14 protein-coding genes are annotated in these 12611 nt (G+C 67.2%); 8 read left to right on the top strand and 6 right to left on the bottom strand.

What is annotated here, in order from left to right; all coding sequences use genetic code 11:
• The first annotated feature begins 57 nt into the window (after nucleotides 1-57).
• Nucleotides 58-276 (top strand): hypothetical protein, encoded by a 219-nt coding sequence (locus MWU52_RS10170; RefSeq protein ID WP_246951660.1) that lies wholly within the window; start codon nucleotides 58-60, stop codon nucleotides 274-276.
• A gap of 191 nt (nucleotides 277-467) precedes the next feature.
• Entirely contained in the window at nucleotides 468-2267 is a 1800-nt protein-coding gene (lepA, locus tag MWU52_RS10165; protein ID WP_246951658.1) for a translation elongation factor 4, read from the top strand.
• 238 nt (nucleotides 2268-2505) lie between these two features.
• Here the strand turns inward: lepA and MWU52_RS10160 are convergent, their stop codons facing one another.
• Together MWU52_RS10160 and MWU52_RS10155 are read right to left on the bottom strand one after the other, a co-directional pair.
• A complete protein-coding gene (locus tag MWU52_RS10160) occupies nucleotides 2506-2859 on the bottom strand; it encodes a hypothetical protein (RefSeq protein ID WP_246951656.1) in 354 nt (117 codons plus the stop codon).
• A gap of 292 nt (nucleotides 2860-3151) precedes the next feature.
• Nucleotides 3152-3271, bottom strand: a complete 120-nt coding sequence (locus MWU52_RS10155; RefSeq protein WP_246951654.1) for an entericidin A/B family lipoprotein — start codon at nucleotides 3269-3271, stop codon at nucleotides 3152-3154.
• Between the two features lie 120 nt (nucleotides 3272-3391).
• On the opposite strand from MWU52_RS10155, the gene MWU52_RS10150 reads away from it, so the two are divergent.
• A complete protein-coding gene (locus MWU52_RS10150) occupies nucleotides 3392-3877 on the top strand; it encodes a pyridoxamine 5'-phosphate oxidase family protein (RefSeq protein ID WP_246951653.1) in 486 nt (161 codons plus the stop codon).
• A gap of 394 nt (nucleotides 3878-4271) precedes the next feature.
• On the opposite strand, the gene MWU52_RS10145 is transcribed toward MWU52_RS10150, so the two are convergent.
• Nucleotides 4272-4694: a VOC family protein gene (locus tag MWU52_RS10145; RefSeq protein WP_246951652.1), complete on the bottom strand. Its 423-nt coding sequence runs from the start codon at nucleotides 4692-4694 to the stop codon at nucleotides 4272-4274.
• Between the two features lie 78 nt (nucleotides 4695-4772).
• On the opposite strand from MWU52_RS10145, the gene MWU52_RS10140 reads away from it, so the two are divergent.
• Nucleotides 4773-6791 carry a M3 family metallopeptidase gene (locus MWU52_RS10140; RefSeq protein WP_246951651.1) on the top strand — a complete coding sequence of 673 codons (2019 nt, stop codon included), beginning with the start codon at nucleotides 4773-4775 and terminating at the stop codon, nucleotides 6789-6791.
• Nucleotides 6791-7627: an inositol monophosphatase gene (locus tag MWU52_RS10135; RefSeq protein WP_246951650.1), complete on the top strand. Its 837-nt coding sequence runs from the start codon at nucleotides 6791-6793 to the stop codon at nucleotides 7625-7627. Before MWU52_RS10140 ends, MWU52_RS10135 begins: the two co-directional genes overlap by 1 nt.
• Here MWU52_RS10135 and MWU52_RS10130 read toward each other — a convergent pair.
• A complete protein-coding gene (locus tag MWU52_RS10130) occupies nucleotides 7618-7995 on the bottom strand; it encodes a VOC family protein (protein WP_246951647.1) in 378 nt (125 codons plus the stop codon). The two genes, MWU52_RS10135 and MWU52_RS10130, sit on opposite strands and share 10 nt — an antisense overlap.
• 75 nt (nucleotides 7996-8070) lie before the next feature.
• On the opposite strand from MWU52_RS10130, the gene soxR reads away from it, so the two are divergent.
• Nucleotides 8071-8505: a redox-sensitive transcriptional activator SoxR gene (soxR, locus tag MWU52_RS10125; protein ID WP_246951645.1), complete on the top strand. Its 435-nt coding sequence runs from the start codon at nucleotides 8071-8073 to the stop codon at nucleotides 8503-8505.
• On the opposite strand, the gene MWU52_RS10120 is transcribed toward soxR, so the two are convergent.
• Nucleotides 8502-8993 (bottom strand): SH3 domain-containing protein, encoded by a 492-nt coding sequence (locus MWU52_RS10120; RefSeq protein WP_246951643.1) that lies wholly within the window; start codon nucleotides 8991-8993, stop codon nucleotides 8502-8504. The genes soxR and MWU52_RS10120 overlap by 4 nt on opposite strands.
• Nucleotides 8994-9098: 105 nt before the next feature.
• On the opposite strand from MWU52_RS10120, the gene MWU52_RS10115 reads away from it, so the two are divergent.
• On the top strand, nucleotides 9099-10085 hold the full coding sequence (locus MWU52_RS10115) for a D-glycerate dehydrogenase (protein WP_246951641.1): 987 nt from the start codon (nucleotides 9099-9101) through the stop codon (nucleotides 10083-10085).
• A complete protein-coding gene (locus tag MWU52_RS10110) occupies nucleotides 10082-11695 on the top strand; it encodes an SDR family oxidoreductase (protein ID WP_246951639.1) in 1614 nt (537 codons plus the stop codon). Before MWU52_RS10115 ends, MWU52_RS10110 begins: the two co-directional genes overlap by 4 nt.
• Here the strand turns inward: MWU52_RS10110 and MWU52_RS10105 are convergent.
• Entirely contained in the window at nucleotides 11692-12510 is an 819-nt protein-coding gene (locus MWU52_RS10105; RefSeq protein WP_246951637.1) for a sulfotransferase family protein, read from the bottom strand. The two genes, MWU52_RS10110 and MWU52_RS10105, sit on opposite strands and share 4 nt — an antisense overlap.
• Nucleotides 12511-12611 lie beyond the last annotated feature (101 nt).

The raw sequence follows: 12611 nt of genomic DNA, 5'->3' as shown, positions 1-12611 counted from the left end.
ATGAGACGCGCCACGACCGAACCCGGCGAACGACCGGGACCTTATTGGAGAGACGACATGAAACCCATTCTGGCCATCATCGCCGCGACCGCCCTGCTCACCGCCTGCGGACCCGGCGCCGCCATCGACAGCGACATGGAGCGCGGCCTCGTCGGCGCCGCGGTCGGCTATGGCGCGGCCAAGGCCGTGAACGGCAACGGCGATCGCGGCGCGATCATCGGCGGCCTGGCCGGCGTGTTCTGCGACGACGCCGGCGTCTGCCGCCGCGCCCGCTGAACCCTGTGGGGAAGGGGATCGGGCCGGCCATGCCGGAGCCGATCCCCTGGCCGGCCGCCCCACGCGTTCGAACGTCTGCACGTGGGGCGGACGGTTGGTGTGCACCTGGCACCCCCCGCGACGACCGCCCCTCTTCCACCCTCGGGGCCTCCGGTGTATCCGGCGTGAAACCTGCCAAAGGGCCGCGCCACATGACCGACCTCTCCCGCATCCGCAACTTCTCCATCGTCGCCCATATCGACCACGGCAAGTCGACCCTCGCCGACCGCCTGATCCAGGAGACGAACACCGTCGCCCTGCGCGACATGAAGGAACAGATGCTCGACGCCATGGATATCGAGCGCGAGCGCGGCATCACCATCAAGGCCAACACCGTCCGCATCGACTGGACCGCGGCCGACGGCCAGGACTATGTCCTGAACCTCATCGACACGCCCGGCCACGTGGACTTTGCCTATGAGGTCAGCCGCTCCATGCGCGCTGTCGAAGGCTCCCTGCTGGTGGTCGACTCGACCCAGGGCGTCGAGGCGCAGACGCTGGCCAACGTCTATCAGGCCATCGACGCGGACCATGAAATCGTCCCCGTCCTCAACAAGATCGACCTGCCCGCTTCCGAGCCCGACCGCGTTCGCGAGCAGATCGAAGACGTCATCGGCATCGACGCCTCCGAAGCGCTGCTGGTGTCGGCCAAGACCGGCGAGGGCATCACCGCGACGTTGCAGGCCATCGTCGACAAGCTGCCCGCCCCGAAGGGCGACGCCGACGCGCCGCTCAAGGCGATGCTGGTCGACAGCTGGTACGACGCCTATCTGGGCGTGATCGTCCTGGTGCGCATCATCGACGGACATCTGCGAAAAGGCGACCGCATCAAGTTCATGTCGAACGGCACCACCCATCATGTCGACCGCATCGGCGTCTTCCGCCCGCCCATGACCGAGATCGACGTGCTGGGTCCGGGCGAGATCGGGTTTCTGACGGCGTCGATCAAGCAGGTCCGCGACACCCGCGTCGGCGATACGATCACGCATGAGAAGCGCGGCACGACCCGCGCCCTGCCGGGGTTCAAGCCCTCGGTCCCCGTGGTCTTCTGCGGCCTGTTCCCGGTCGATGCCGCCGAGTTCGAGGATCTGCGCGACGCGATCGAGAAGCTTTCGCTCAACGATGCGTCCTTCTCGTCGGAGGTCGAGACCTCGGCTGCGCTGGGTTTCGGCTTCCGCTGCGGCTTCCTGGGCCTGCTGCATCTGGAGGTGATCCGCGACCGGCTGGAGCGCGAATACGGCATCGACCTGATCACCACCGCGCCCAGCGTCGTCTATCACATCCACATGAAGGACGGCACGATGACGGAGTTGCACAACCCCGCCGACATGCCCGACCTGACCCATGTCGACCACCTGGAGGAGCCGCGGATCAAGGCCACGATCCTGGTGCCCGACGACTATCTGGGCGATGTGCTGAAACTCTGCCAGGATCGTCGCGGCGTCCAGCTCGACCTGACCTATGCCGGTCCGCGCGCGATGGTGGTCTACGACCTGCCGCTCAACGAGGTGGTGTTCGACTTCTACGACCGTCTGAAATCGGTGACGAAGGGATATGCCAGCTTCGACTACCAGATGATCGGCTACCGCGAGGATGCGCTGGTCAAGATGTCGATCCTGGTCAATGACGAGCCCGTGGACGCCCTGTCCACCATGGTCCACCGCGACCGTGCCGAACAACGTGGCCGCGCCATGGTCGAGAAGCTGAAGGACCTGATCCCCCGCCACATGTTCAAGATCCCGATCCAGGCGGCCATCGGCGGAAAGGTCATCGCCCGCGAAACCCTGTCGGCCATGCGCAAGGACGTGACCGCGAAATGCTACGGCGGCGACGCGACACGGAAGAAGAAGCTGCTGGAGAAGCAGAAGGCGGGCAAGAAGAAGATGCGCCAGTTCGGGAAAGTGGAGATCCCGCAGAGCGCGTTTATTTCGGCATTGAAGATGGATGGGTAGCGCCTCAAACCGGATTGGCGTTCCGCAGTAGGGTTCATTGCAAAAGGGATCGTAGGGTCGGGCCGTATAGATGATCGACTTTCGATGCGACGAACCATATCCGAAGCCGTGGAATTTGCCGTCCCACACCATGACTGATCGCGAGAGCCGGCCTTCTGACTGATCCTGTCTCTGGTAAGGTCCGCAGGACGTGTGTCGGTCACACGCCCTGCGAAAATTCCTGGCATTTAGCGCGGAACTAGAAGCAGCCTTTCGCCGTCCCGGCCTCCGTCAGCGCGTCATAGTTGCCCTTCAAGGTGGCGAGCTGCGCTTCGTTGTCGCCACCTGTCGCCAGCATGAACAGGGCCGGCCAAAACAGGATCGTGCCCACGCCGGTCGCAACCGCATCGGAATTTGCCTTCTTTTTCTGGGCCGCGCTGACGGTGTTGACCTCCTGAACGACCCGATTGCGCTCGGTCACGATCGACGCGCAATTTCGGTCTGCGAAAACGGTGGGAGAGACATAGCTTGCCTGAATTGCCTCGGGTTGTTTGGCACAACCCGAAACGATAGCGGCGACGAACACAATTGAGGCAATGGACGTGATCTTCATCTTTGGTTCCTTGGCTTCTGAACGACGCCGTCATGGTCGCGCAGACATTGCCAGAGCCTTAACGCCCGGACCTTGCCCCACTGCATTTTGCATCAAATGGGCTACGATCGGCGGGTCACCAAGCCCATCACCATTACCCAATTCCGCAGAAACAGCGCGTTTCGCCACGGACGCCCCGCCTCGCGTTCAATCCGAACCGTTGAAACGAGGACGCCCCCGACCATCCGGGCGGGGGCGTTTTCGGTTATGTGCGTCGGTTCGGCCGGTCCGTTCGAAGCGGACCGGCAATCGCTCAATTCGCAGCGTTCTGGATCGCCTGGCCACCATCCTCGATGTCCTGGCCGGCGCCCTCGATCGTCTCGCAGGCGGCGAGGGTGGTCAGCAACGCGGTCAGCAGTAGGAAGGGTTTCATGTCGGTCACTCCGTTCTTCGCATGGGTGGCGCGTCAACGCGGGCGGCGCATCGCGTGTTCCCGGCGGAACAGGGCGCCGCCCCGCACGTTTCCCCGCAGACCCACCGACAGGAGATGCACATGACCGCCCCCGACAAGATCGAAGCCAAGTTCTGGAAGGCCCTTCGGTCCGACATGACCGTATTCCTGGGCTGCGACGGCGCCTATCCCCGCCCGATGACCGCGCAGGTCGACGGCGACGAGAATACCGGCCCGCTCTGGTTCTTCACCTCGGTCGAGACCGATCTGGGCCGGATCCTCTCCGGATCGAACCGCCCGGGCACCATGACCTTCGTCAGCAAGGGGCATGACATGTGGGCCTCGGCCAGCGGGACGATGACCTTGGACAATGACCCCGAGGTGATCGACCGGCTGTGGAATCCGTTCGTCGCCGCATGGTTCGAGGGCAAGGATGATCCGAAGATGCGCCTGATCCGCTTCGACGCGAAGGAGGCGGAGTTGTGGGAGGACGGGTCGAGCCTCGTGGCCGGGATCAAGATGCTGATGGGCAGTGATCCGAAGGAGGATTTTCAGGACAAGACCGCCCACGTCCGACTGGACGATTGATCGCACCGCCGGGGGCGGGATCGCCGCCCCCGTACGGTGTTCGGCCTTCGATTGCAGGAGGCTGCGATGGCCGATACCAGCCCCGTCCATTCGCCGAATGCTCGCGCATTGGCTGGTCGCCTTGCCGGCCGTGCTCCAGTTCCTGTCAGGCGGCGGAATAGAAGCGGCGTTCGCCGCCGGGATCAGGGGTGCGCCGCGTCCTGTCGGGGGGTCGCCATCGTGCATGGCGGCATTAGCCTGACGGTTCTTGGCCCGATGATCCGACGGTTCACGGTGCTTTCCACGCGGTGCTGATCGCGATGCCCGTCCTGCATGTCGCGGGCGCATTCCGGCATCTGACGAAGCGCGACGGCGTCGTGCACCGTATGATCCGGCGCGACCCGGGACGAGTGCGCTAGGGGCGGATGGGGCCGTTGATCTCGATCAGATTGCCTTCCGGATCTTCGGTATAGACATGTCGCAGGCCCGGGATGGCGAACTCGCCGGTCACCGAATGGCGGATTCCCGCAGCGCGAAGACGTTCGATCACCGCGTCGAGGTTCCCGACCCGAAACGCGACATGGCCCCCGACCGACGGGTTGAAGTCCAGGTCGTTGCGCGCGGCGAAATCCGGGTCCGGCGCGATCAGGTGCAGGCCGGAATGTCCGTCCCGTCCGTCGCCCAGAAGGGCCAGCTTGTCCGGGTCGCCGGGCAGGTAGCCGCGCGTTTCCGGGAAGGTCCAGGGCCGCTCCTGCAGGCCCAGGACGTCGGTATAGAACGCGGCCGTCCGACGGACGTCGCGGGCCTGCAGGTTCACGTGGTGGATGGACCAGGTCATGTCGTTCCCCTCCTCTTCGGGGCGACCCTAGCAACCGGCGGGGCAGGGGCCTAGCTTGCACGCCAAAGGAGACGCCCGATGACCAACCCTCTGCTGAAAGACTGGACCGGACAATTCGCCCTGCCGCCCTTCGCCGAGATTTCCGACGACCATTTCGGCCCCGCGCTGGAGCGGGGGATGGAGGAGGGGCGCGCCAACATCGCCGCGATCGCCGAAAGCGCGGATGCGCCGACCTTCGCAAACACGATCGACGCGCTGGAACGCGCGGATGCGACGCTCGACCGCGTGGCGGGCGTGTTCTACAACCTCGCCGGCGCCGACAGCACGCCGGCGCGTGAGGCGCTGCAGCGCGAGATGGCGCCGAAGCTCTCGGCGTATTCATCCGAGATCACCAACAACAAGGCACTCTTCGCCCGGATCGAGGATCTCTGGTCCCGTCGCGACAACCTCGACCTGACCGACGAACAGGCGCGGGTCCTGATGCTGACCCGCCGCGGCTTCGTCCGTTCGGGCGCCGCGCTGGAAGGCGCCGCCGCGGATCGCCTGACCGAGGTGAAATCCCGCCTCGCCACGCTCGGCACCCGGTTCAGTCAGAACCTTCTGGCAGACGAGCGCGACTGGTTCATGGACCTGTCCGAAGAGGACCTGACCGGCCTGCCCGACTTCGTAAAGGAGGCCGCCCGCGCCGCCGGGAAGGAGCGTGATCGCCCCGGTCCGGTCGTCACGCTGAACCGCTCGCTGATCGTGCCGTTCCTGCAATTCTCGCCCCGCCGCGACCTGCGCGAGAAGGCCTACGAGGCGTGGACGGCGCGCGGCGCCAATGGCGGCGAGACCGACAACCGCGCGATCGCCGCCGAGATCCTGAAACTGCGGGAGGAGCGGGCGGAGTTGCTGGGCTACGACAATTTCGCCGCCTACAAGCTCGAGACGGAGATGGCGGGCACTTCCGATGCCGTCCGCGACCTGCTGATGCAGGTCTGGCACCCGGCCCGCACCGCCGCGCTGTCGGACATGGAGCATCTGGCCCGCATGGCGCATGCCGACGGCATCACCGGCCCGCTGGAGCCGTGGGACTGGCGCTACTATGCCGAAAAGCGGCGTCTGGAACTGCACGACCTGGACGAGGCGGAGCTGAAGCCTTTCTTCCAGCTCGACCGCATGATCGAGGCGCAGTTCGCGGTGGCCAACCGCCTGTTCGGGTTGGAATTCGCGCCCCTCGACATCGACGCCTATCACCCGGATGTCCGCGCCTGGAACGTGACCCGCGACGGCGAACATGTCGCGGTCTTCCTCGGCGATTATTTCGCGCGCCCGTCCAAGCGGTCGGGCGCCTGGTGCAGTGCCATGCGCTCGCAATCGAAACTCGACGGCGAGGTGCGCCCGATCGTGGTCAACGTGTGCAACTTCGCCCATGCCGACCCCGCGCTGCTCAGCTACGACGACGCGCGCACGCTGTTCCACGAATTCGGTCACGCCCTGCACCAGATGCTGTCGGACGTGACCTATCAGTCGGTCAGCGGCACGTCGGTCGCGCGCGATTTCGTCGAACTGCCCAGCCAGCTTTATGAACACTGGCTCGACGTGCCCGAGGTGCTGACCGAATTCGCCACACATGCCGAAACCGGCGCGGCGATGCCGGACGCCCTGCGCGATCGCCTGCTGCGCGCCGCGACCTACGACATGGGCTTCCAGACCGTCGAATACGTCGCCTCCGCCCTCGTCGATCTCGCCTTCCACGACGGCCCGGCCCCCGCCGATCCGATGCAGAAGCAGGCCGAGGTGCTGGAGAATATCGGCATGCCTCGCGCCATCCGCATGCGCCACGCGACGCCGCATTTCGCGCATGTCTTCTCGGGCGACGGCTATTCGTCGGGCTACTACTCCTACATGTGGTCGGAGGTGATGGATGCCGACGCCTTCGCCGCGTTCGAGGAGGCGGGCGATCCGTTCGACCCCGATCTGGCGAAGAAGCTGGAGGCGAACATCCTGTCGGTCGGCGGGTCGGCGGATGCAGCCGACCTCTACACCCGGTTCCGGGGGCGCCTGCCGGGGGTCGAGGCATTGCTCAAGGGGCGCGGCCTGGACGACGCGGCCTGATGCCGATCAGCGACGCGCAATCCGCGGGCATCGTCGAAGCCGTCCGCGCGGTCGCGGCGGCCGAGATCCTGCCGCGCTTCCGTAACCTGTCGGGCGAAGACATCGACGCCAAGGCCGCGTTCGACGATCTGGTGACCGTGGCCGACCGCGCCGCCGAAGACGCGCTGACCGCCCGCATCCACGCCATCCTGCCCGGCGACACCGTGGTGGGCGAAGAGGCCGTGGCCGAAGACCGCGCCCTGCTCGATCGCGTGGGGCAGGGCCGCGTCACCATCATCGACCCGATCGACGGCACCTGGAACTTCGCGCATGGCATCGCGAACTATGGCGTGATCGTCGCCGTGGTCGAGGATGGTGTGACCGTCTGGGGCCTGCTCTATGACCCCAGCTTCGACGACTGGATCGTCGCGCATCGGGGGCAGGGCGCCTGGTTCCACCGGGCCGGCCGATCACGCCGCCTGTCGGTCGACACGGCGGATGTGCCGTTCGACCACCAGCGCGGCAATCTGGGCGGTTACCTTTATCCCAAGGCGCATCAGCCCGCGCTCGCGGCGCTGACCCCGATGTTCCGCCGTGCCAATTCGATGGGGGCCAGCCTGCACGAGTACCGGCAGCTGGCCTTGGGCGGGTCGGATTTCTGCCTGAACGGCATGCTCAACGTCTGGGACCATGCCGCCGGCGTCCTCATCCTGCAGGAGGCGGGCGGCATGTCGCGTTTGCTGGACGGCACGGAATACCGCCCAACCATGACCGAGGGCCGCCTTCTGAACGCACGGACCGAAATGCTGTGGCACCAGCTTGCCGCGACGTTCAACGCGGCCCTGGATCAGGTGTAGCTGACCACCTCCACCTCGATCCCCTCGGGGCCGTCGAAATAGAACCGCCGTCCCGGTTCGTAGTCGGCATGGCTGCGCGGGGCGTAGCCCTTGGCGACCACGGCGCGTTCGGCGGCGTCCAGATCGTCGACCACGACGCCCAGATGGTTCATCGCCCCATGCGTGCCATAGGTGCTGGCCGGATCGGTGATCGCACCGGGTGGCCGGTACAGCGCCACATAGGACGCGTCGTCGCCCACATGCACGCTGCGCCCGTCGCCCAGGGCCGCGCCGGACCACCGGACCCGCCAGCCCAGCACGTCGCACAGGGCGGCGGCCACGCCATCTGGGTCGCGGACGGTCATGTTGATATGTTCCAGCCGGGTCATCGCATCTCTCCTGGTTTCGCTTGACCCGTGCCTTGTCGGACCTCAACCATGGTTCAGGTCAACAGGAAAAACACCATGCTTCCCAAGGAACTCGGTATCGGCCAGGTCGCCGCCCGGACCGGTCTCAGCGTCAGTCAGATCCGCTTCTACGAGGCACGCGGCCTGATCTCGCCGCCGCGGAACCGGGGCGGGCAGCGGCGCTTTCCACGGGCGGAGCTGCGCCGCCTCGCCTTCATCCGCATCGCGCAGCGCCTCGGCCTGTCGCTCGCCCGCATCCGGGCGGCCCTGGGCCCCCCGTCCGAGCGCCCACCGACGCCGAAGGAATGGGCCGCCATCGCCGCCGATCTGCGCGACGAGTTGACCGAACGTATCGAGACCATGACCCGCCTTCGCGACAACCTCGACGGCTGCATCGGCTGCGGCTGCCTGTCGATGACGCAATGCGCCCTCTACAACCCGGACGACGCGAAGGGGGCGGACGGCCCGGGCGCGCGCAATGTCGAAACCTAGTCGCGCACTTCCCCGGGCGTCACGCCCCAGAGTGCTTCGGTCCGGGCCCAGCCGTCGGCGTCGCCCACCTCGACCGCGCACCAGCCGCGGTCGCACGCGCCCAGCCACGCCACCACGCCCGCTTCCAGCCGCGCGGCGATGGGCGCATCGGGGTTCGGGCGGCGGTGCAGGTCCAGCGCGTCGGCCTCGACGATCACGGTCCGGTTTCCCGACAGCAGCGAGTAATGCATCCAGCCGCCCGCGCCCTCCCGGTCCTGCACGCGGCGCCAGTGGCCGTATTCGTCGACCACGCGAAGCGGCATGTGCCTGTGTTTGAACACCCAGTCGATCCGGTGGGTCGACGACGGCCCGCGCCGGGCGAACCCCTCGGACGCCTTCATCGAGACGTAGCGTGGCAGCGGCAAGCCCGTGACCGGCCCGACCTCCTCGGCCACGGCCGGAAACGCCATCAGGGCCGAAAGCGCCGCGACGATCATTCTGGTTCGCATGGACTGCTATCCTGCCCTCGGGGAACGCGGGGTCTGTCGCCCCTTGCGTGTCGCCCCGAGGATGCCATCATGGGACGGGCCTGCAAAAGGGGGGACAAGCGGCAGATGGCCAGAGATCGCCTATGTGTTGTCGTGACGCGACGCCTGCCGGAACAGGTCGAGGCGCGGATGAAGGACCTGTTCGACGTTCGCCTCGCGCCCGATGACGGCCCGATGGATCGCGACGTCCTGGCCGATGCGATGCAATCGGCCGACATCCTCGTGCCGACGCTCACCGATCGGATCGATGCGGCCCTGCTGGCGGGGGCCGGCGACCGGCTCAAGCTGATCGCGAATTACGGGGCGGGGGTCGACCATATCGACGTGGCCACCGCGCGCCAGCGGGGCATCCTGGTCTCGAACACGCCCGACGTGCTGACCGAGGATACGGCCGACATGGGCATCGCACTGATGCTGGCCGTGCTGCGCCGGATGACCGAGGGCATGGCCAAGATGCAGGATGGCGTATGGGAGGGCTGGGCCCCCGATGCCCTGCTGGGCACGCGGCTGGCCGGCAAGCGCCTGGGCATCCTTGGGATGGGCCGCATCGGACAGGCCGTCGCCCGCCGCGCCCGTGCCTTCGGGATGGAGGTGCATTACCACAACCGACGCCGCCTGCATGCTGGGCTGGAGGAGCCGCTGGAGGCGACCTATCACGACCGCCTCGACGCGATGGTGACGCTGGCCGATGTGATCTCCGTCAACTGCCCGCACACGCCCTCGACCTTTCACCTGCTGAACGCGCGGCGCCTGAAGCTGATGAAGCCCACGGCCGTCATCGTGAACACGTCCCGCGGCGAGGTGATCGACGAGAACGCGCTGACGCGGATGCTGCGCGCGGGCGAACTGGCGGGGGCCGGCCTCGACGTCTACGAGCGGGGACAGGGGGTGAACCCGCGCCTGCGCGAACTGCCCAATGTCGTCCTGTTGCCGCATATGGGGTCCGCCACGCGCGAGGCACGGGTCGAGATGGGTGAGAAGGTCCTGATCAACATCCAGACCTTCGCCGATGGCCACCGCCCGCCGGATCTTGTCGTGCCCGCGATGCTTTGACCGCCAGTCGCGACGTCCGCATCCTGCTGATCGGCGGCACGGGTGTCTTCGGTTCGCGCCTGGCCACAGGCCTGCGCAAGATGCCCGGCCTGACGGTCGTCGCCGCCGGACGCGGGCCGGCCAACGATGTCAGGCTTGACCGCGCCGCGCCCGATCTCGCGACCCGCATCGCGGCGCAGACCCCCGATATCGTCATCGACGCCGCCGGGCCGTTCCAGACCTACGGCGCCGATCCCTATGCCGTCGCCCGCGCGGCCATCGATGCGGGCGCCCATTACCTCGACCTCAGCGACGATGCCGCCTTCACCGCCGGGATCGCCACGCTCGATCCGGCGGCGCGGGCTGCGGGCGTGGCCGCCATCTCCGGCGTTTCTTCCGTTCCTGCGCTCAGTTCCGCGGCGGTCGAGGCCCTGCGGGCCGACCTGACCGACATCCACCTGATCGAGAGCGTCATCCTGCCCGGCAACCGGGCCCCGCGCGGCCTATCGGTGATGCGCGCGATCCTGGCGCAGGCCGGACGCCCCGTGACGATCTGGCGGGCCGGGCGACCGCAGGACGTCGCGGGCTGGGGCGACCTGCGCCGCATCCGGTTGCCGGGCCTCGGCCCGCGTTGGACCAGCGTGATCGGCGCACCCGACCTCGCACTCTTTCCCGACCGCTACGGCGCCCGAACCGTCACTTTCCGGGCGGGGCTGGAGATGTCGCTCCTCCATCTCGGCCTCTGGGCGCTGTCCCTTCCGGTCCGCACGGGCCTGATCCGCTCGCTGGAGCCTGCCGCCCGTCCGATGCGCCGGGTCGCCGACCTGTTCGAACCGTTCGGGACCGATCGCGGCGGCATGCGCGTCCGCGTGATCGGTCGCGGTCCGAAGGGCGCCGTCCGCCGCGACTGGACCCTTCTGGCCGAGGCGGGGGACGGACCGCATATCCCCGCCTTGCCCGGCCGCATCATGGTCGCCAAGCTCCTCGCCGGTCAGGTCGCGCCCGGCGCGCGCGCCTGTCTCGGCGAGTTCACCCTGGCCGAAGCGCGGGACAAGTCCGCCGACCTCGCCCTGACCTTCGCGACCGACGAGGCCTCCATTACCCCCGTCTTCGCCCGGGCCCTGGGCCCCGCCCATGCCGAACTTCCGCCTTCGGTCCGCGACCTGCATGACGTCCTGCATCGCCGCCGCTGGTCCGGCACCGCCTCGGTCGAACGCGGCACCGGCCTTGTCGCGCGCCTGATCTGCGCAATCATGCGCTTTCCGCCCGCCGCGGGCCGCGTGCCCGTCACCGTCGACAAGCACCGCCACGGCGATACCGAAAACTGGACCCGCGATTTCGGTGGTCGCCGCTTCCGCTCCCACCTGCGCGCCGACACGCGCCCGGGCTGCGTTACGGAGCGTTTTGGCGCGCTGACCTTCCGCATCCGATTGACCCCCACGGCCGAGGGCCTTGCCTACCCGGTCGAAGCCGGGCGCCTGGGCCCGATCCCGATTCCGCGCGCCCTCCTGCCGCGCAGCGACACGCTGGAAGCGGCCGAGGGCCAAGCCGCCACGTTCGATGTCGCGCTCAGCATGCCCTTCGTCGGCCCGCTTGTCCGCTATCGCGGGAGGATCGCCAGCGTCGGCTAGTCGGACAGCCGCGCATGCAACGCCTGCATGTCGACGGCCCCCTTGGGCATCTTGTTCGCGGGGTTCTCGAAATCATAGCCGAACAGCTTGAAGTCGCGGTGGTACATCTCCCACATCAGATGCATCGCCAGATCGTCGAAATAGTCTTCCACGGGATGCTGCCGCTTGGGCCCATGCCCCTCGCTTTCGTTGAAGCGGGGCACCTGCGCCAGGTCGACCGGAACCGGCGTCTCGATATGGTCCAGCACGACCTGCATTCCGTCGTCGAACGCCTCGGTGAACACGACGTGGTCGTAGGTACCGCCATTGGCGACATAGGTTCCCACATGTCCCGCCATCGCCGACCAGTGGATGTCGGGGTCCATCGGCCGCCGGAACCGGATCGTGTCGCGCGCGAACAGCAGGAACCGGCGGAACGACGCGATCTGGTCGAACGCGAACCCGTTTTCGGGGCTGCCGACGTCGATGCCGTATTTCTGCACCAGCATCGGGACGAGGTTGCCGCGATACCGCTTGCCATTGCGCTGGATGCCCGCGATCTTGTCGAAGAAAGACGACAGGATCCGGGTATAGGGATTGCGCACGCAGGTGAACGCATAGGATTTGTGACCCTTGGCGTTCGCCTCGATCAGGGGCTGGCTGTCGGGCTGAGCCCATTTGTGCAGGCCCGCAGTGCTGTCATGGATGTCGCCGTCGAAGAACCGGCCATGGTCGGAATAGAACAGGATCTGTCCGATCGACGAGCAGGCGCATTTCGGGACGACGCGATACACGACGCTCTCGCTCTCGGTCATCCAGGTGCCGGGAAATCCCATCGCCGTTCTCTCCAAACCGTGCCGCCGGGCATCAAACCCGCAATGCCCGGTTTCTTCAACGTCCCGCGCACGCTATGCGGGGCGAGTGTGGCCGAAATCGG

The organism is Jannaschia sp. S6380 (assembly GCF_023015695.1).
Taxonomy (GTDB): Bacteria; Pseudomonadota; Alphaproteobacteria; order Rhodobacterales; family Rhodobacteraceae; genus Jannaschia.
This window is presented reverse-complemented; position numbering and strand designations above follow the sequence as displayed.

Coding starts and splice junctions, on each gene's coding strand:
- MWU52_RS10160 (WP_246951656.1), bottom strand. CDS start 2,859: ATGAAGATCACGTCCATTGCCTCAATTGTGTTCGTCGCCGCTATCGTT.
- MWU52_RS10130 (WP_246951647.1), bottom strand. CDS start 7,995: ATGACCCGGCTGGAACATATCAACATGACCGTCCGCGACCCAGATGGC.
- MWU52_RS10115 (WP_246951641.1), top strand. CDS start 9,099: ATGGCCAGAGATCGCCTATGTGTTGTCGTGACGCGACGCCTGCCGGAA.
- MWU52_RS10150 (WP_246951653.1), top strand. CDS start 3,392: ATGACCGCCCCCGACAAGATCGAAGCCAAGTTCTGGAAGGCCCTTCGG.
- soxR (WP_246951645.1), top strand. CDS start 8,071: ATGCTTCCCAAGGAACTCGGTATCGGCCAGGTCGCCGCCCGGACCGGT.
- MWU52_RS10120 (WP_246951643.1), bottom strand. CDS start 8,993: ATGCGAACCAGAATGATCGTCGCGGCGCTTTCGGCCCTGATGGCGTTT.
- MWU52_RS10155 (WP_246951654.1), bottom strand. CDS start 3,271: ATGAAACCCTTCCTACTGCTGACCGCGTTGCTGACCACCCTCGCCGCC.
- MWU52_RS10105 (WP_246951637.1), bottom strand. CDS start 12,510: ATGGGATTTCCCGGCACCTGGATGACCGAGAGCGAGAGCGTCGTGTAT.
- MWU52_RS10145 (WP_246951652.1), bottom strand. CDS start 4,694: ATGACCTGGTCCATCCACCACGTGAACCTGCAGGCCCGCGACGTCCGT.
- MWU52_RS10170 (WP_246951660.1), top strand. CDS start 58: ATGAAACCCATTCTGGCCATCATCGCCGCGACCGCCCTGCTCACCGCC.
- MWU52_RS10135 (WP_246951650.1), top strand. CDS start 6,791: ATGCCGATCAGCGACGCGCAATCCGCGGGCATCGTCGAAGCCGTCCGC.
- MWU52_RS10140 (WP_246951651.1), top strand. CDS start 4,773: ATGACCAACCCTCTGCTGAAAGACTGGACCGGACAATTCGCCCTGCCG.
- lepA (WP_246951658.1), top strand. CDS start 468: ATGACCGACCTCTCCCGCATCCGCAACTTCTCCATCGTCGCCCATATC.